The organism is Arthrobacter caoxuetaonis (assembly GCF_023921125.1).
Classification (GTDB): Bacteria; Actinomycetota; Actinomycetes; order Actinomycetales; family Micrococcaceae; genus Arthrobacter_B; species Arthrobacter_B caoxuetaonis.
This window is the reverse complement of the sequence record NZ_CP099466.1, coordinates 2,817,621-2,833,706: the sequence shown is the minus strand read 5'-3', so window position 1 is coordinate 2,833,706 and position 16,086 is coordinate 2,817,621. Positions and strand designations below refer to the sequence as shown.

The window sequence follows — 16,086 nt, the reverse complement described above, 5'->3', positions numbered from 1 at the left end:
ATATGTGTGCTGACCTGCGGATAAAAGGACGGATAGGCTTAGCTCGCCAAGGATAGGCTACGCATTCACCGCCGGCCGCCGGCCGCCGGTCCCTGGCCGTCAAACCCTAGTCATCAAATGGGCGGTAGCGTTCCACGGAAACGGTACGGCGCGGATTGCGCCGGCTGACCTGGCACACCACCATTTCGCCCGGGGCGAGGTACGGGTCTTTGTCCGGGAGTTTGTCCGCCAGGGCATCAGTCATGGTTGAGGCCAGGACCTCGAAGACCAGGGGCAGGACCGGGCGGTGCGTGCACAGCGCCACGGGCCGCATTTTTTCAAAGAGGCTGTCGACGGCGCCGCGCGCCTTCCCGGGCTTGCGCTTGGCATTGTGTTCCGTGAGCGCGTCTACGGTCTTGAACTTGGGCTTGCGGGCATTCACGTAGGGACCCATGGTCTGGACGCACCGCAGCCATGGGCTGGACACCACCCGGCCCGGCTGCCATGCAACCAAAAGGCGTGCGGTTGCCTTGGCCTGGCGCTGCCCCGTCGCGGCGAGCGGACGGTCGCCCTCTGCCCTGGCCCAGGAGGAGCGGGGTTTTGCCTTGGCATGACGGACAATGATCAGCGGCCACGTCGCGAGGTCCCCGGCTTCGAAGGCCGCTACCAGTGCTTCCAGCGGGGCCCGGTCGGTCGGGTTTGTGAGCAGCGCGGAGGCTTCTTCCGGCGCGGACCAGCGGAACCCGTCGACTTCCTTGCGGTCCGGGCGGGGCTTCTCGGTGTCGACCTGCGCTGCCCAGTAATGGACTGCCTTGATCCCCGACGCTACGGGATAGCGGGTTTCCGGCAGCGGGATGCCGAGCCGGATTTCCAGCCCCACTTCCTCCTTCACTTCCCGGACAGCGCATTCCGGCAGGGTCTCGCCGGCATCGAGTTTGCCTTTGGGCCAGGACCAGTCGTCATACCGCGGACGATGGATCAGCAGCACCTGCAGCCCTTCGGCACGCACCCGCCAGCACAGCGCACCAGCGGCAACCACGCGCGGCTCCCCGGTGAGGTCCAGGGAAGCGCTGCTCCGGCCCAGCAGCAGCGCAGCCGTCTCTTCGGGCGTGTCCTGCCCCGGAATCGGTTCGGCGCCGCCGCCGGTTCCCTGCAGGGAAGCAGGGCTGTCCGTGCCGGGCATTAGCGGCGGGCCAACGCACGTTGGCGGGAGCGTGAAGCCAGAAGCCAGGACTGCACGTCCTGGAGCGGGGTTCCTTCACCGTCTTTGTGGTGCCGGGTCCAGATGCCGTCGGCGTCCAGGTGCCAGCTGGCTGTTCCGGCGTCCAGGTAGCGGTCCATGAGTTCAATCAGGTCCGTGATGTCGTCCTTGGACCCCAGCTGGACCAGGGCCTCCACACGGCGGTCCAGGTTGCGGTGCATCATGTCCGCAGATCCGATGTAGACCACCGGGTCCCCGGCATTGGCGAACGCGAAAACCCGCGAGTGCTCCAGGAAACGTCCCAGCACCGAACGCACGGTGATGTTCTCGCTGAGGCCGGGAACGCCCGGCCGCACCGAGCAGATCCCCCGCACGATCACGTCCACCCGCACGCCTGCCTGTGACGCGCGGTAGAGGGAATCGATGATTGCCTCGTCCACCATGGAGTTGACCTTGATGATGACCCGCGCGTCCAGTCCGGCCTTCTGATTGGCGATTTCGCGTTCGATCCGGTCGATCAGTCCGGAGCGGACCGACCGCGGTGCCACGAGCAGGCGCTTGAAGGTGGACTTGGGGGCGTAGCCGGAGAGCTGGTTGAACAGCTTGGTCAGGTCTTCTCCGACCTTGTCGTTGGCGGTGAGGAGCCCAAGGTCCTCGTAGTACCGGGCCGTGCGCGGGTGGTAGTTGCCGGTGCCGATGTGGCAGTAGCGGCGCAGCCCGTCGACCTCCTGGCGCACCACCAGGGACAGCTTGCAGTGGGTCTTCAATCCCACGATTCCGTAGACCACATGGACGCCGGCCTGTTCGAGCTTGCGTGCCCAGGAAATGTTCGCCTGCTCGTCGAAGCGGGCCTTGATCTCCACCAGCGCCAGTACCTGCTTGCCGGACTCTGCGGCATCGATCAGTGCGTCGACAATGGGGGAGTCACCCGACGTGCGGTACAGGGTCTGCTTGATGGCCTGCACGCGGGGATCCGCTGCTGCCTGTTCCAGGAAGGCCTGGACAGAGGTGGAGAAGGAGTCATAGGGGTGGTGCAGCAGGATGTCCCGGCGGCGCATGGCGGCGAAGACGTCAGCCGGCTTGGAGGTTTCCGACTCCTTCAGGTGCAGGCTCGTGTGCGGAACCTGCTTGGGATAGTGCAGGTCCGCCCGGTCGATGCGGCTGATGACGCTGAGCCCGCGCAGGTCCAGCGGGGCCGGAAGGGTGTAGACCTCGTCTTCTTCCACGCCGAGTTCGCGGACCAGCAGCTGGCGGATGCTCGGATTGATATCCGGAGTGACTTCAAGCCGGACGGGCGGTCCGAAGCGGCGGCGGAGCAGTTCCTTCTCCAGTGCCTGGAGAAGGTTCTCGGCGTCGTCCTCTTCAACTTCGAGATCCTCGTTGCGGGTGACCCGGAACGTGTAGTGCTCCACGACGTCCATGCCGGGGAAGAGCTGGTCGAGGTGCTCCGCAATGACTTCCTCGAGCGGAATGAAGCGGGCCGTCCGCCCGGCAACGGTTCCCGCCCTGGGCCCGTCGACGGAGACCAGCCGCGGAAGCTGGTCCGGCACTTTGACCCGCGCGAAGAACTCCTTGCCGCTGACCGGGTTGCGGACCACCACGGCCAGGTTCAGGGAGAGCCCGGAAATGTAGGGGAACGGGTGCGCCGGGTCGACGGCGAGCGGGGTCAGGATCGGGAAGACCTTCGCCGCGAACTGGCGGTGCAGCTGCGCCTTGGAGGCGTCGTCGAGTTCTTTCCAGCTGATGAGGTGGATGTTCTCGTCGTCGAGCGCCGGGCGGATCTGCCGGGCAAAGACCTCCGCATGCCGCTGCTGCAGCCGGTAGCCGGCTTCGGTGATTTCCTCCAGCTGTTCCACCGGGCTGAGGCCGGCGGCGGAGGGCACGGCAAGGCCGGTCGCGATGCGGCGCTTGAGGCCGGCGACCCGCACCATGAAGAACTCATCCAGGTTCGAGGCAAAGATGGAGAGGAAGTTGACCCGCTCCAGCAGGTACAGGTCCGGGTCCTCAGCCAGTTCCAGGACCCTGGCGTTGAAGTGCAGCCAGCTGATTTCGCGGTCCAGGAAACGGTCCGGGGTGACTTCACCGCTGGGCAGCAGTGCCGGCCCGAAGTCCGGTATGTCGATGCGGTCCTGTGTGGCCCGCGGTGCCGGCATGGCTTCGGCTGACCCGAAGGAAGTCCGTGTGCTGGCTGCGGTGTCGGAATCCATAGTCTTATCTCCCCTGGCAGTTCTGGCAGGCTGCGGGCGCCGGTAGGCCGGTGCCGCACCTCATCCTCCACATTACAAGCCGGCAGCGCCTATTCCGCCGCGTACATCACGTCGACATCCCAGCGGACGAAGCCGAGCCTCCGGTAGAGCGCAACCGCGGGGGCGTTGTCCGCATCGACGTAGAGCATGACGGCGTCCAGCCCGGCATCATGCAGGTGCCTGATACCGGCCAGTGTCAGGGCCTTGCCCAGGCCGGTGCCCTGCGCTTCGGGGGTGACCCCCACGACGTACACCTCGCCCATTGCCGGATGGCTGCCCATGCGGGGGTGGACCTTTGTCCAGTGGAAGCCCAGCAGTTCGCCGTCGTCTTCGCGGACCGCCAGCAGGAACCCGGCAGGATCAAACCACGGCTCTTCCATCCGCGCCGCCAGGTCCGCGCGGGTCATGGCGCCCTGTTCCGGGTGGTGCGCGAAGGCTGCAGCGTTGGCCTTCAGCCAGGCATCTTCGTCGCGCCCGGGTTCGAAGGAACGCAGCACGACGCCGTCGGGCAGGGACGGGGCGGGCAGCTCCGCCTTGAGGGAATCGCGGGTGAGGCGCATCCGCCACAGTTCACGCACCGGACGGTAGCCGAAGTGGGCAGCCAGCCTGACGGCTGCCTCATGGTTGCCGTGGGACCAGGCCTTGTAATCCCGGCCGGTGTCTTCCCGTACGGCACGGGCCAGTGCCGATCCCACGCCCTTGTTGCGGTAGTTCGGATGCACCACGAGTTCCAGGACACCGGCGTCCGGATCTGCGGGATCACCGCTGAGGACGGCGACGCCGGCGAGTTCCTGGGCAGTGGAGGGATCGGAGTGGTCGTCATGGGCGAAGGTGGAATAGACACGCAGATGGTCCGGGTCTGCGTCAGCTGCCCGCAGGTCCACCAGGGTCTGTTCCGAGAGCGGGGGGTTTCCGTCAGCCTCGGCGGCAGCGCCGGCAAGCTCCAGGATGCCGCGCAGTGAACCTTCGTCAGGAGTGCCGCGGGTAGTGAGGATAGGCCATGTGGTCAGGGGATTCTCGCTCATTGAAGAAGACTAGCCCCCATGGGCCCGTCAGGGGAGACGCATCAGCCCTCGCGTCCGGCGGTGGCCGTCTGCTCTTCAGCTGTCCGTGAGCGTGCGAACCGGTAGCCGACGTTGCGCACGGTGCCGATCAGGTTTTCGTGGTCCGGCCCCAGCTTGGCGCGGAGGCGCCGGACGTGCACGTCGACGGTTCGGGTGCCTCCGTAGTAGTCGTACCCCCAGACTTCGTGCAGCAGCTGGTCGCGGGTGAAGACCCGGCCCGGATGCTGGGCAAGGTACTTCAGGAGTTCGAACTCCTTATATGTGAGGTTCAGCGCCGTGCCGCTGACGCGGGCGGTGTAGCTTGCCTCATCGATGACGACGCCGGAGGCATGGATTTCGGTGCCCGTGTCCTCGGCGGCGGCGTTGGACCGGGAGACGGCCAGGCGCAGCCGGGCTTCCAGCTCGGCCGGACCGGCGGTGTCCAGGACGACGTCGTCGGCCAGCCAGTTCGCTGCCACAGCGGCCATGCCGCCTTCGGTCAGGACCAGGATCAGCGGTGCGCCGAGTCCGGTGGCCTTGAGCAGCTGAGTTAGCGACCGCGCCCCGACCAGGTCTTTGCGGGCATCAACAAGTACAACTTCGCACGGCTCGATATCCAGCAGCGCAGTCGGTTCGGCCGGGACTATGTGGACCTTGTGGTTCAGGAGTTCCAGGGCAGGCAGGATTTCAACTGATGACCCGGCACTGTTGGTCAGGAGCAGAATGTGCGACATCGAACCTCCGAAAGTTAGGCGCACATCATCGGGCACGTTTACTACCCGGTCCCAGCGGCCAGAGAGTGGTTGAAAGTATACCCAGCGGCACGCGGAGAACCCGTAGCTTTTATGAGTGCCGCGTAATAAGGCAGTATGGCTAGGGTGAAACTTTGGACCATAGCGGTGCCGGCCGCCACTGTACTGACCGGCATCGTGGCAGCATCCTACGTTTCTCCCGAAGCAGTCGCCATCGTCACCGGAGCGGCAGCGGCGCTGGCCGGCTTTGGCTGGCCCTACCTGCTGGGGGTTCCCGCCCGCAAGACCCAGGGAGCGGTCCTGGCACTCGTCGGGGCCGGCAGCACTGCCGCAGCCTTCTTTGCCCCGGCCACTGCCATGCTCACCTGGATGCCGGGCGTCGTTGCCGTAGGCGTGGGTGCCGTCTTCGTGATTCAGCTGCTGCGCGGCACAGGCCAGGCCCAGCGCCTGGAATCCACCCTGGGAGTGATCAGCGGAGCACTTGTTGCCGGCATGGGAGCGGGATGGGTTGCCGCGGACAGGCTGGCAGGTGCCGAGGGTTCCCAGGGCCTGATCGTCGCCAGTGCCGCAGCGATCGCCGTCGCGGGCGCCGTTTCCCTGATTCCGCTTCCGGACCGGATCACCGCGCCGTTGGGTGTCCTGACGGGGGCTCTCGCGGCTGCCGCGGCCGCAGCACTGGTGCCGGGACTTCCCGTCGCTGCCGGCGCTTTCATCGGCGCGCTGTGTGCGGCCGTGGTTGTGGCGGTGCGCCGCCTTGCCCTGATCCGGGATGATTCTCCCGGGCTGCTGGGCCTGGTCTCAGCCGGTATGGCGCCGGTGCTGGCGCTGGGCACGGCCGTGTACTTCGCCGGTCGCCTGCTGGTCCCGTAGGCCGCCTGCAGTACGGCGTAACGGAGACAAAGCAGTCTGCCGGCAGGTTAGGATGTAGGCATGTCGCTTCTTGCTCTCGAAATCTTCTTCATTGTTCTCCTGGGTGTTGCCGGCCTGGCCATGGCCGGCTTCGCAGCCCTCGTCGTGGCACGCCTGTACAAGGGTCAGAAGTAATTCCACACCCGTAAAACCACAGGAAGGGTCCGGCCATGCCCATGGAGATCCCCACTGACCTGACACCTGAACTGGTGCCGCTTTCCTGGCTCCTCGGAGTGTGGGAAGGAACAGGTCGGCTCGGTGAAGGCGATGCCGAATCTGAGCACTTTTCGCAGCGTGTCACCTTTACGCAGAACGGCCTGCCCTACCTGCAGTACACAGCGGAGAGCTGGCTGACGGACGAGGAAGGCACGGTCCTGCGGCCATTGGCCGTGGAAACGGGCTTCTGGGCCCTGGACCGCCCCCTGAACGACGCCGACGGCGGCCCGGGCCTGATTCCCGCGGACATTGTTCCCGCGATGCGCAGCGCTGATGAGGTGGAACAGCTGCGCAATGACGACGGCGGCTTCGACATCACCGCCACGATCGTGCATCCCGGCGGAATCGCTGAACTGTACTACGGGCAGATCAAAGGTCCGCAGATCCAGCTGAGCACCGACCTCGTCATGCGCGGCGTCAACTCCAAGGAATACACTGCGGCCACCCGCATCTACGGGCTGGTCAACGGCGATCTTTACTGGCGCTGGGACGTAGCCGCAGAGGGCAAGGCCCTTGAAGCGCACGCCTCCGCCATCCTGAAAAAGCAGCCCTAGCCGCCGGTGCCCGCTCACCGTGCCGCGGGCACGGTGATGCACCCTTCATGCGCCTTCCCGGAATACTGCTGCCAGCCAAGGACGTTGCACCTGACATGAGCATCAAGAGCCCTCTCCTGACCCGTTCCGGCGCCGTCGAAGCCGGTGCCCCGGATTCCGGCATCGCGGCCCACTACGGGGACCCCCTGCGTGAACAGCGTGCCCTGGCCCGCGGCGAGGCCGTCACCGACCTTTCCAACCGGGGAGTTCTCACGGTCGAAGGACCGGACCGCCTGAGCTGGCTGAACACGCTCTCCTCGCAGCAGCTGCTTTCCCTCGAGCCGGGAGAGAGTACAGAGCTGCTGCTGCTGAGTGTCCAGGGGCGCATTGAGCATGACGCCCGCGTGCTCGACGACGGCGAACGCACCTGGCTCATTGTGGAAGGGAACGAAGCGCCGGTCCTGGCATCGTGGCTGCAGAGCATGAAGTTCATGCTCCGGGTTGACGTCCGGGACGTCAGCGCCGACTGGGCCGTTGCGGGCTCTGTTGCCGCAGTGCCGGCGTGGTCCGGCTACCTCACCTGGATCGACCCGTGGCCCAAGGTTGGCCCGGGGGGATTTGCCTACACGGAGACTCCGGAGGAAACGCATCCGGGCCTTGAACGCTCCTGGTATGAATACCTGATTCCGCGTGCTTCCCTGGAGGAAGCTGTTGCCGCGTCCGGGCGCACGCTGGCCGGAGCCATGGCAGCAGAGGCGCTGCGCATCGCGGCCTGGCGCCCCCGGCTCGGCATGGAAACGGACGACAAAGCCATTCCGCACGAACTCGACCTGATCCGCACTGCAGTCCATCTGGCCAAGGGCTGTTACAAGGGCCAGGAAACAGTGGCACGTGTCCACAACCTCGGCCACCCGCCCCGCAGGCTGGTTTTCCTGCAACTGGACGGGTCCCAGCACACCCTTCCGGCCGCCGGAGCTGCCGTGAAGTTCGGCGAGCGGACCGTCGGACGCGTGACGTCGGTGGCCCAGCACTATGAGATGGGCGCCGTGGCCCTGGCTGTTATCAAGCGCTCGGTAGACCCCGAAGCCGCACTGACCGTCGATGACGAGGGCGAACTGTACGCCGCAGCCCAGGAACTGATTGTTTCCCCGGACGCCGGACAGGCAGTCGGCCGCCCGTCCGGGTTGCTGCGTACGCCACGGGCGCGCAGCTGAGCGCCGGTGCCTGAACCAGGAACAGCCCCTGCAGCCGCGGTGTTGCCGGGGCAAGGAAGGATGAAGACAGATGACAGATTCCCCTGACACAGCACAGGACGGCATGGATGCCGACATGCTGGAGCTGGCCGAACGCCTGTTCAACGCGGCACGTGAGGGAGACACCGGGCTCCTGCGAACGTACGTCACGGCCGGTGTGCCGGCCACTCTGACCAACTCGGCAGGCGATTCCCTGCTGATGCTTGCTGCCTACCACGGCCACGCAGACGCTGTTGCGCTGCTGGTGGAGCTGGGTGCGGACGTCAATACGCTCAATGACCGCGGGCAGTCTCCGCTGGCCGGCGCCGTCTTCAAGGGATGCGCGGACGTCGTCCGTGTCCTCGCTGAAGCGGGAGCCGACCCGGACGCGGGTAACCCCTCGGCCCGCGCAACAGCTGCTTACTTCCAGCGGACGGACCTGCTCTCCGGAACTGCCTAGGGCGCCGGCGGGCAGCCTAGGCGGTCAGGGACACGGAGGACCGCATGCCCGCCGGGACGAACCCTGCGCCTGCAGCCGTCCGTGTCGCCCCGACGTTGTTCGACGGAATGCGTGACTGCGGAATCAGCCCTGCCGCCATGGCATCTTCGACCGCAATGCTGGTGACATAGGAACCCAGCCCGCGCATCCGCAGGCCCGGCGCTGTCAGCGCGGCGACGTCAGCCAGGATACCGTCCCTGATGCTGTAGCCGGCGCCGGCAACCGGGACCGGACTGTTCCCGTCAGAGTCATCCACCAGCACAAACAGCGAATCCCGGTGCGAGAGCTTCGCTTCGATGACGTCGTCCGGGGGGCAGAGCCGCTCCAGGGCTTCAGCGATGTGCGGTTCCTGGGCGACAGCGAGTTCTTCGGCGGGGGGAACCGGGGGAAAAGAATCGGCGTAGTACAGGTACTCGGTGGCCATTGCGCAGCCGCCGTGGTGGTGGGAAAGCCGTAAAAGCGCTGCATCGCTGCTCAGTTCGGCTCCGCTGATGGAGCGGACCTGCTTTGCCGCCCATCCCGGACCGGAAAAGACTTCGCGTCCAAACAGCTTGACGAACGAAACTTCCTGGGCCTCGTCATGGACGTCGTAGATGCGCTCGTGGCGGTCCGCGGCCGCCAGGGCGTCGTCGTCGAGTCCCAGCCTGCGGGACCATGCGAGCTGAATGATGGCAACAGTGCCGGGGTCAAGGTCCATAAATGTCAAACTACACGGGGGTGCGCCGCCCTGCGCAAGACTGAGTCCCGAATTTGATAGGAGCCCTAACCAAAAAGGATGGCAGCTTCCTCGTAGCGGCTCTCCGGAACGGTCTTGAGGTTGCCGAGCGCTTTTTCGAATCCAACCCGGACTATATCCGTTCCATGGAGCGAAACCATGGTGCCCCACAGGCCCTCCATCACGGAGTCCACGGCTGCCATGCCCAGCCGGGTCGCCAGCACCCGGTCAAAGGCAGTGGGCACCCCGCCGCGCTGGATGTGTCCCAGTACCGCAGCCCTTGTTTCGATGCCGGTGCGGGCTTCGATCTCCGGGGCCAGCAGCTCGCCGATCCCGCCGAGGCGCGGGCGGCCGAAGGCATCGAGTCCGCGCTCGGAGTGGGGGGCTTCCATGTCCGTGGTGACGAAGCCTTCGGCGACAACCACCAGGGGAGCACGGCCGCGCTCACGGGCATCGTTGACCCATTGCGCTATTTGGTCCAGGCTGACGGGCTTCTCGGGAATCAGGATCGCGTGCGCGCCGGCGGCCATTCCGGAATGCAGGGCGATCCAGCCGACGTGGCGTCCCATTACCTCCGCGACCATGCAGCGGTGGTGCGATTCACCCGTGGTGCGGAGCCGGTCAATCGCTTCCGTCGCGATCTGGACCGCTGTGTCAAAACCGAAAGTGAAGTCTGTTGCGTCGAGGTCGTTGTCGACTGTCTTGGGGACGCCGACGATATGCAGGCCGGCATCGGTGAGCCGCTGGGCGGCAGCGAGTGTTCCCTCCCCGCCGATGGCGATCACTGCGTCGATGCCGAGACGGTCCATCGTTGCCTTGATGTTCTCCGGGCCCCCGTTGGGACCTTCGAAGGGGTTGGTGCGGGAGGTGCCCAGAATGGTGCCGCCCTGTTTGGAAATGCCGCGGACCCTTGTCCGGGGAAGGTCAATGATGTCCCCGTCAACGACACCGCGCCACCCGTCGAGGAAGCCAACAAACTCGGCGTCGTGCGTCTTGATGCCGTTGAGCACTGCTCCGCGGATCACCGCGTTGAGTCCGGGGCAGTCGCCCCCACTGGTGAGAATGCCGATCTTCATTGCAGAACCCCTGGATCTGTTGGTGGGCGGCGGCCTTCTTTGATTCTAGCCACCGCGGCCCACCGTCCCGTCATTGACGCGGCACGCGCGGGCAGCGGCCCCGGGATTTACTTCCCGGGGCCGCTGCAGGCGTTAGCTGCGGATGAGTTTCTGCAGCGCGATCGTGCCGTCGGTGGTTGGCAGGAGAAGCCAGGCCACCAGGTAGGTGCCGATACCGATAAAAGGCAGCAGGAAGCTCAGCAGCACGCCGATGCGCACCAGGGAGACGTCCCAGCCAAACTTCTGGGCGATTCCGGCGCAGATGCCGGCTACCCAGCCGCCGCGGGCACGCTTGATGGGGGAAGAACGGAGTACGTCATAGAACTTTTCCATGGGGTTATTCTGCCTGCTTTCAGTTCTGGTGCCAGGGTAGTGGTCCCGGCGTGGAGGGGTGCGGGTGCTACGGAGTTCGCCTGTGGCCCAGCACCGCCAGCAGCCCCCCGATGACCAGGGCGGCGCCTGCACCGATGAGCAAGCCAAGGAGCACCATCGCGGTGTCGAGCCGGACGCCGGTGAGCTGGACCACCAGGATCAGTCCGCCGACCGCTGCCAGGACCAGGCCCCAGACGATCGTTCCAACCCGCAGCGGCCGGCGCTCAGGTTCGGGTTCCGGGAGGTAGGTGTCATCTGACGGACCGGCTCCGAAGGCACCTGTGCCACCGGTGCCGAACTTCTCCGATTCGTTCGTGAAATCGCTCATTGGTTGAGGCTGCTTTCGTTCGTGGTCACCAGGACGTGGCTGGCGACACCCTTGATCTGGATGACGATCCGGTTGCCGGTTGCGTTGGGGTTCAGCTGCCGCTCCTGGTCACCGACCCACAGGCCGCCGAACGTGGCAAGTGTTCCGCCGTACTCCAGCTCCACTTCGCCCATTGCCACTTCGCCGTAGACCGAGACCGGAACATCGTCGGGCACCAGGATGGTGAGGTCCCCCGCGGCGACACTCACCGGAACAATGACATCACCGTCCTTGAGGTCACCGGCGATACCACGCAGGTCCAGGGCGCCGTCCGCGGCGATCACGCTGTAGCCCTCCGCTGCACTGCTGGACTGTTCAGCGTTCCAGGTGGACTCGTTTGCGACCACCAGGTTCCGGTAGGCATAGTTGCCGCTGAACAGCAGCGCTCCGACCAAGGCGAGGACTCCCAGTCCTCCGGCGATGCCGGAGGACCTGCCGGCCGCGCCGAGTGCCGCGACGCCGAGGCCAAGGACTACTCCTGCGCTGGCGAGGGCGACGGCTACCGGGGCCCCGAGGGCGTAAATGCCCGTGTAATCCAGTGCCAGCAGGGTCCCCGCCGCGAGAAGCGCGAATCCGCAGATCAGTGCAGCCCACGACGCCGGGGGCGAAGTGCTGGGGGCTTTGGCAGGCTGCGGCGGCGGGGCTGGCATGTAGCCGTAACCGCTGTCCCGGTGCGGCTGCCCCGGGTAGGCCGTAGCTCCGGAGGGGAAGGGAAGCGGCATGGTAGGCGCATCCGGACCCGGGTATCCGGCGGCAGGAGGGAAACCGGCGGTTGCCTCGGGGGACGGGCCCGCTGCGGGAGACTCTGCGGACGGCCACGCCGGTTGGGCCGGCGCGGCAGGGCGGCGTGTGTCCGTTCCCGGTACCCCGGGCGGCGTACCGGCGGGACCGGGCCGTCCGTTCCGCGTTGTGGCCCAGTAGATGACGAGGATTACGGCAGCGACCCAGAAGAGTCCCCAGAAGATCGGTCCCAGCCAGCCGTCATCGGCCAAGAAGGAAAGGCCCGGGCCGCTGAAACCAAGAATGGTGAAGGTCAGGGCGCCGGTCATACCCGCAGTCCATGTTCCGCGGATCGCCTGCTCCAGGTGGATCCGGCCGTCCGGCTCGGGCAGCAGTGCCCAGGCGACGCCGTAGAGGACCACACCGATCCCGAAGAGGGAGAGCAGGATGACGAGGCCGCGGACGAGGATTGGATCAAGGCCGGTCCGCTGCGCAATTCCGCCGGCCACTCCGCCAATCCAGCGGTCCCGGGAGCGTTGGAGGCCCAGCTGCCGAAGCCAGGTGAAGAAAGAATTCTGCTGCGCTCCGCCGCTCGGGTGAACGGGCGGGGTGTTGGGCCCGGGGGCGGGGTGGTGCCCGTTGGAGGGCTCGGAAGGGTGCGTGTTCATGCTTCCAGTCTTCCGTTCCCGGCCGCACGTTACATCCGGGTTTCCCCTGAGGGACCCCTGATCCTTCCCTGAACCCGTGCGCCTGCTCCGTAGAGAAGGCGGTTTCGGCTGTCCGGCGTGCTTGGATTGGAACATGAGACCGCCCTTGCTCCGTTCCCAGCAGAAGGTAGTGGCAGGCGTCTGCCCGGGCCTGGCTGCCCACTTGGGATTGCCGGTGCGGACAGTCCGCCTCCTGATGGTGCTGCTGTCCCTCCTGGCCGGTGCCGGCGTCGTCCTCTACGCATGGCTCTGGATCATGGTGCCTACCGCCGAGGAAAAGGCAGCTGCCGGGGAACATAATCCGCGCAGTGTGGCGGAGAACTTCGCCCGCTATCTTCAGCAGGGCCAGGGAGACCGTTCCGGTGCCGGGACCGCCGTATTGGGCAGCCGGGAAATCCTGATCGGCGTCGGACTGCTCCTGGCGGCCGCTGCGATCGTCGCCCAGGCCCTTGGCGCCTCAATCAACCTGCAGATCCTGCTTCCCTTCGCGGTAATCGTGGCAGGTGCTGTCCTCGCCTGGTCCCAGCTGGACGCCAGCAGGAGGGCCGGACTGGTTGCCGGAGCGGGAGGGGACCGGAAAATGGGCCTGTTCCGGCTGGTGACCGGGCTGGTCCTGGTGATCGCCGGCTTCCTGCTGGTGATTTCCGGGTCCTTTACCTGGGATGTCCTGCTGGCTGCGTCCCTGGCTTCCCTGGCCGTGCTGGCCGGCATCGCGCTGGTGCTGGCACCGTGGGCCGTGAAGTCCTGGCGGGCCTTCCATGCTGAACGGGCCGGCCGGATCCGCCAGACCGAACGCGCCGAGATTGCCGCGCACCTTCACGACTCGGTCCTCCAGACACTGGCCTTGATCCAGAACCGGGCAGGTTCCGAGGCTGACGTCGTCAAGCTCGCCCGGGCACAGGAGCGTGAACTGCGCCAGTGGCTTTATGCGGACCCGGAAAAGGGCACAGGCACCGTGGCTGACGCCCTTAAGGCCGCGGCCGCCGAGGTGGAAGACGCGTACGGACACCCGGTGGACTTTGTTGCCGTGGGGACGGCGGAGCTGACGGAACAGAGTTCGGCGCTGGTCCAGGCCGCCAGGGCAGCCCTCTTCAACGCAGCCCAGCACGCCGGCGGACAGATCTCCCTGTACCTCGAATGCCGGCCCGAGGCGGCTGAAGTGTTCGTCCGCGACCGGGGCAGCGGCTTTGATCCGGCCGCCGTGCCCCAGGACCGCCTGGGCGTACGGGAATCGATCATCGGGCGCATGACCCGGAACGGCGGGACAGCGAAGGTGCGGAGCAGTGCAGACGGCACCGAGATACATTTGGCATTGCCACTGGCCGGCGCCGACGTCCCGGTGGAACCGAAACGGGAAACGGAGAACAGTTGAGCAGCCCAGCAGAACCTATTTCGGTAGTGGTGGTGGACGACCACGCGATTTTCCGCTCCGGCCTCAAGGCAGACCTTGACGCGCGGATAGATGTCCTGGCTGAGGCTGCGACGGTTGAAACGGCGATTGCAGCCATCCGCCGGTTCCAGCCGCAGGTAGTACTTTTGGACGTCCACCTGCCCGGGGGCTCCGGAGGCGGCGGAGCCGAAGTCCTTGCTGGCTGCGCGGACCTGCTGGGTTCCACCCGGTTCCTGGCCCTCAGCGTCTCCGACGCAGCCGAGGACGTGGTCACCGTGATCCGCGCCGGAGCACGGGGCTACGTTACGAAAACCATTTCGGGCGCCGAGATCTCCGACGCCGTTCTCCGGGTGGCAGACGGGGACGCCGTCTTTTCGCCGCGCCTGGCAGGGTTTGTCCTCGACGCTTTCGGGGCCTCGACGACGGTCAGCGTGGAGGACGAACTGGACCGGCTCTCGGTGCGTGAACGCGAGGTCATGCGCCTGATAGCCCGGGGCTACAGCTACAAAGAGGTAGCGAAGGAGCTGTTTATTTCCGTCAAGACTGTGGAGACCCACGTTTCCGCAGTCCTGCGGAAGCTGCAGCTCTCCTCACGCCACGAACTGACGAGGTGGGCTGCAGCCCGCAGGCTGCTCTAGGCCTTGGCCTGTCCCAGGAAGTCCTTGAGCCGGTCCATACCGGTTTTGAGGTCTTCGTCGCCCAAGGCATAGGAGAGGCGCAGGTAGCCGGAGGGGCCGAAGGCCTCACCCGGAACGACTGCGACTTCCACGGTGTCCAGGATCAGTGCGGCAAGCTCTGCCGAGGTCTGCGGACGCACCGGACCCGCCGCACCGGGGAATTCCTTCCCGAGCAGGCCGCGGACGTCGGCATACGCGTAGAACGCGCCTTCCGGCATCGGGCAGTTAATGCCCTCAATCGAATTCAGGGCCTCCACCATGGCCTTGCGGCGGCGGTCAAACGCCAGCTTCATTTCATCGACGGCGGCCAGCGGGCCCGACACTGCTGCCAGGGCGGCCATCTGGGAGATGTTCGAAACATTGGATGAAAGGTGGGACTGCAGGTTCGTGGCCGCCTTGATGACGTCCGGTGCAGCGATCATCCATCCGACCCGCCAGCCGGTCATGGCGTACGTCTTCGCCACGCCGTTGAGGATGACGACCTTGTCGCCCAGCTCCGGGCAGCGCGTGGCGATGGACGTGAACGGCACTCCGTCGTACGTCAGGTGTTCGTAGATTTCGTCGGTAACGACGAACAGCCCGTGGTCAGCGGCCCACATGCCGATTTCCGCAACCGCCTCGGCGGGGTAGACGGCGCCGGTGGGGTTGGAGGGCGAAACGAACAGCAGCACCTTGGTCTTGTCCGTCAGGGCAGCATCGAGCTGTGAGACGGTCACCATGTAGCCCTGTTCCGGCCCCGCGAAGACCTCCACCGGGATACCCCCGGCGAGCCGGATGGCTTCGGGATAGGTGGTCCAGTAGGGCGTCGGGACCAGAACCTCGTCGCCGGGATTAAGCAGCGTGGCGAATGCCTCGTAGACGGCCTGCTTACCGCCGTTCGTCACCAGGATCTGGGAAGGGTCGACGACGTACCCGGAGTCCCGCCTGGTCTTTTCGGCAATGGCCTTCTTGAGTTCAGGCAGTCCGGCGGCGGGGGAGTACCGGTGGAAGCGCGGCTCCCGGGCAGCAGCAACGGCGGCGTCCACGATGTAGCCGGGGGTGGGGAAGTCCGGTTCGCCCGCACCGAAGCCGATCACCGGGCGGCCGGCGGCTTTCAGGGCCTTGGCCTTCGCGTCGACTGCAAGGGTGGCGGATTCTGCAATGGAGGCGATGCGCTCTGAGATTCGGCCGTTGGAAGGCATGGCGTTCCCGTCTGGTTTGATGCTGAAGGCGTGCAGTTACGTGTGTTGTCCGCGGAAAGCACTGCCTTCCGCGCAGGGCGGGTGTCCGCCCCTGTATGGAAGCCAAGCTTAGGCGTGCCGGAGTCACATTTCAGTCTTTTACACTTTCCTGCCGGGCCCCGGGGGCTGATTCCTGCGGCTGAGACGCCGGTTGTTCGCCTGTCCCGGGGGCTGTGCCCGCAGGGCCCTGCGG

The 16,086-nt window shown here is 66.2% G+C and carries 16 protein-coding genes; 6 read left to right on the top strand and 10 right to left on the bottom strand.

Features of this window, described 5'->3' with window-relative positions:
• Positions 1-106 precede the first annotated feature (106 nt).
• The 4 genes from NF551_RS13015 to NF551_RS13000 form a co-directional block, all read right to left on the bottom strand.
• Positions 107-1,162, bottom strand: a complete 1,056-nt coding sequence (locus NF551_RS13015; protein ID WP_227894236.1) for an NUDIX hydrolase — start codon at positions 1,160-1,162, stop codon at positions 107-109.
• Positions 1,162-3,387: an RNA degradosome polyphosphate kinase gene (locus NF551_RS13010; protein ID WP_227894237.1), complete on the bottom strand. Its 2,226-nt coding sequence runs from the start codon at positions 3,385-3,387 to the stop codon at positions 1,162-1,164. The genes NF551_RS13015 and NF551_RS13010 overlap by 1 nt, the downstream gene beginning before the upstream one ends.
• 89 nt (positions 3,388-3,476) lie before the next feature.
• The gene (gene mshD, locus NF551_RS13005; protein WP_227894238.1) at positions 3,477-4,451 is read right to left on the bottom strand and encodes a mycothiol synthase; all 975 of its coding nucleotides are present in this window, start codon (positions 4,449-4,451) and stop codon (positions 3,477-3,479) included.
• Positions 4,452-4,492: 41 nt separating this feature from the next.
• A complete protein-coding gene (locus NF551_RS13000) occupies positions 4,493-5,203 on the bottom strand; it encodes a winged helix-turn-helix transcriptional regulator (protein ID WP_227894239.1) in 711 nt (236 codons plus the stop codon).
• Between the two features lie 135 nt (positions 5,204-5,338).
• Here NF551_RS13000 and NF551_RS12995 point away from each other — a divergent pair, with 135 nt between their 5' ends.
• The 4 genes from NF551_RS12995 to NF551_RS12980 all read left to right on the top strand — a co-directional run bounded on the left by NF551_RS12995 (position 5,339) and on the right by NF551_RS12980 (position 8,571).
• Positions 5,339-6,091, top strand: coding sequence for a hypothetical protein (locus NF551_RS12995; protein ID WP_227894240.1), 753 nt, complete (start codon positions 5,339-5,341; stop codon positions 6,089-6,091).
• A gap of 209 nt (positions 6,092-6,300) precedes the next feature.
• Positions 6,301-6,900, top strand: coding sequence for a nitrobindin family protein (locus NF551_RS12990; protein ID WP_227894241.1), 600 nt, complete (start codon positions 6,301-6,303; stop codon positions 6,898-6,900).
• A 95-nt stretch (positions 6,901-6,995) separates the two neighbouring features.
• Entirely contained in the window at positions 6,996-8,093 is a 1,098-nt protein-coding gene (gene ygfZ, locus NF551_RS12985; protein WP_227894242.1) for a CAF17-like 4Fe-4S cluster assembly/insertion protein YgfZ, read from the top strand.
• Between the two features lie 70 nt (positions 8,094-8,163).
• Positions 8,164-8,571, top strand: a complete 408-nt coding sequence (locus NF551_RS12980) for an ankyrin repeat domain-containing protein (protein WP_227894243.1) — start codon at positions 8,164-8,166, stop codon at positions 8,569-8,571.
• 16 nt (positions 8,572-8,587) lie between these two features.
• On the opposite strand, the gene NF551_RS12975 is transcribed toward NF551_RS12980, so the two are convergent.
• From NF551_RS12975 to NF551_RS12955, 5 genes are all read right to left on the bottom strand, one after another.
• The gene (locus NF551_RS12975; protein WP_227894244.1) at positions 8,588-9,307 is read right to left on the bottom strand and encodes a GNAT family N-acetyltransferase; all 720 of its coding nucleotides are present in this window, start codon (positions 9,305-9,307) and stop codon (positions 8,588-8,590) included.
• Between the two features lie 65 nt (positions 9,308-9,372).
• Positions 9,373-10,401 (bottom strand): 6-phosphofructokinase, encoded by a 1,029-nt coding sequence (locus NF551_RS12970; RefSeq protein ID WP_227894245.1) that lies wholly within the window; start codon positions 10,399-10,401, stop codon positions 9,373-9,375.
• A 132-nt stretch (positions 10,402-10,533) separates the two neighbouring features.
• Positions 10,534-10,773 (bottom strand): PspC domain-containing protein, encoded by a 240-nt coding sequence (locus NF551_RS12965; RefSeq protein WP_227894246.1) that lies wholly within the window; start codon positions 10,771-10,773, stop codon positions 10,534-10,536.
• Between the two features lie 67 nt (positions 10,774-10,840).
• Positions 10,841-11,140 carry a hypothetical protein gene (locus NF551_RS19010; protein ID WP_341482251.1) on the bottom strand — a complete coding sequence of 100 codons (300 nt, stop codon included), beginning with the start codon at positions 11,138-11,140 and terminating at the stop codon, positions 10,841-10,843.
• Positions 11,137-12,567: a PspC domain-containing protein gene (locus NF551_RS12955; RefSeq protein ID WP_227894247.1), complete on the bottom strand. Its 1,431-nt coding sequence runs from the start codon at positions 12,565-12,567 to the stop codon at positions 11,137-11,139. The genes NF551_RS19010 and NF551_RS12955 overlap by 4 nt, the downstream gene beginning before the upstream one ends.
• A gap of 133 nt (positions 12,568-12,700) precedes the next feature.
• Here NF551_RS12955 and NF551_RS12950 point away from each other — a divergent pair, with 133 nt between their 5' ends.
• Both NF551_RS12950 and NF551_RS12945 read left to right on the top strand, forming a co-directional pair.
• Positions 12,701-13,978 (top strand): ATP-binding protein, encoded by a 1,278-nt coding sequence (locus NF551_RS12950; RefSeq protein ID WP_227894248.1) that lies wholly within the window; start codon positions 12,701-12,703, stop codon positions 13,976-13,978.
• Positions 13,975-14,634: a LuxR C-terminal-related transcriptional regulator gene (locus NF551_RS12945; RefSeq protein ID WP_227894249.1), complete on the top strand. Its 660-nt coding sequence runs from the start codon at positions 13,975-13,977 to the stop codon at positions 14,632-14,634. The genes NF551_RS12950 and NF551_RS12945 overlap by 4 nt, the downstream gene beginning before the upstream one ends.
• Here NF551_RS12945 and NF551_RS12940 read toward each other — a convergent pair.
• On the bottom strand, positions 14,631-15,854 hold the full coding sequence (locus NF551_RS12940) for a pyridoxal phosphate-dependent aminotransferase (RefSeq protein ID WP_227894250.1): 1,224 nt from the start codon (positions 15,852-15,854) through the stop codon (positions 14,631-14,633). The genes NF551_RS12945 and NF551_RS12940 overlap by 4 nt on opposite strands.
• Positions 15,855-16,086: the final 232 nt, after the last annotated feature.

Bases quoted from the DNA above. Each gene is read 5' to 3' on its own strand.
- ygfZ (WP_227894242.1), top strand. From the start codon at position 6,996: ATGAGCATCAAGAGCCCTCTCCTGACCCGTTCCGGCGCCGTCGAAGCC.
- mshD (WP_227894238.1), bottom strand. From the start codon at position 4,451: ATGAGCGAGAATCCCCTGACCACATGGCCTATCCTCACTACCCGCGGC.
- NF551_RS19010 (WP_341482251.1), bottom strand. From the start codon at position 11,140: ATGAGCGATTTCACGAACGAATCGGAGAAGTTCGGCACCGGTGGCACA.
- NF551_RS13000 (WP_227894239.1), bottom strand. From the start codon at position 5,203: ATGTCGCACATTCTGCTCCTGACCAACAGTGCCGGGTCATCAGTTGAA.
- NF551_RS12980 (WP_227894243.1), top strand. From the start codon at position 8,164: ATGACAGATTCCCCTGACACAGCACAGGACGGCATGGATGCCGACATG.
- NF551_RS13010 (WP_227894237.1), bottom strand. From the start codon at position 3,387: ATGGATTCCGACACCGCAGCCAGCACACGGACTTCCTTCGGGTCAGCC.
- NF551_RS12950 (WP_227894248.1), top strand. From the start codon at position 12,701: ATGAGACCGCCCTTGCTCCGTTCCCAGCAGAAGGTAGTGGCAGGCGTC.
- NF551_RS12970 (WP_227894245.1), bottom strand. From the start codon at position 10,401: ATGAAGATCGGCATTCTCACCAGTGGGGGCGACTGCCCCGGACTCAAC.
- NF551_RS12965 (WP_227894246.1), bottom strand. From the start codon at position 10,773: ATGGAAAAGTTCTATGACGTACTCCGTTCTTCCCCCATCAAGCGTGCC.
- NF551_RS12975 (WP_227894244.1), bottom strand. From the start codon at position 9,307: ATGGACCTTGACCCCGGCACTGTTGCCATCATTCAGCTCGCATGGTCC.
- NF551_RS12940 (WP_227894250.1), bottom strand. From the start codon at position 15,854: ATGCCTTCCAACGGCCGAATCTCAGAGCGCATCGCCTCCATTGCAGAA.
- NF551_RS12995 (WP_227894240.1), top strand. From the start codon at position 5,339: ATGGCTAGGGTGAAACTTTGGACCATAGCGGTGCCGGCCGCCACTGTA.
- NF551_RS12955 (WP_227894247.1), bottom strand. From the start codon at position 12,567: ATGAACACGCACCCTTCCGAGCCCTCCAACGGGCACCACCCCGCCCCC.
- NF551_RS12990 (WP_227894241.1), top strand. From the start codon at position 6,301: ATGCCCATGGAGATCCCCACTGACCTGACACCTGAACTGGTGCCGCTT.
- NF551_RS13015 (WP_227894236.1), bottom strand. From the start codon at position 1,162: ATGCCCGGCACGGACAGCCCTGCTTCCCTGCAGGGAACCGGCGGCGGC.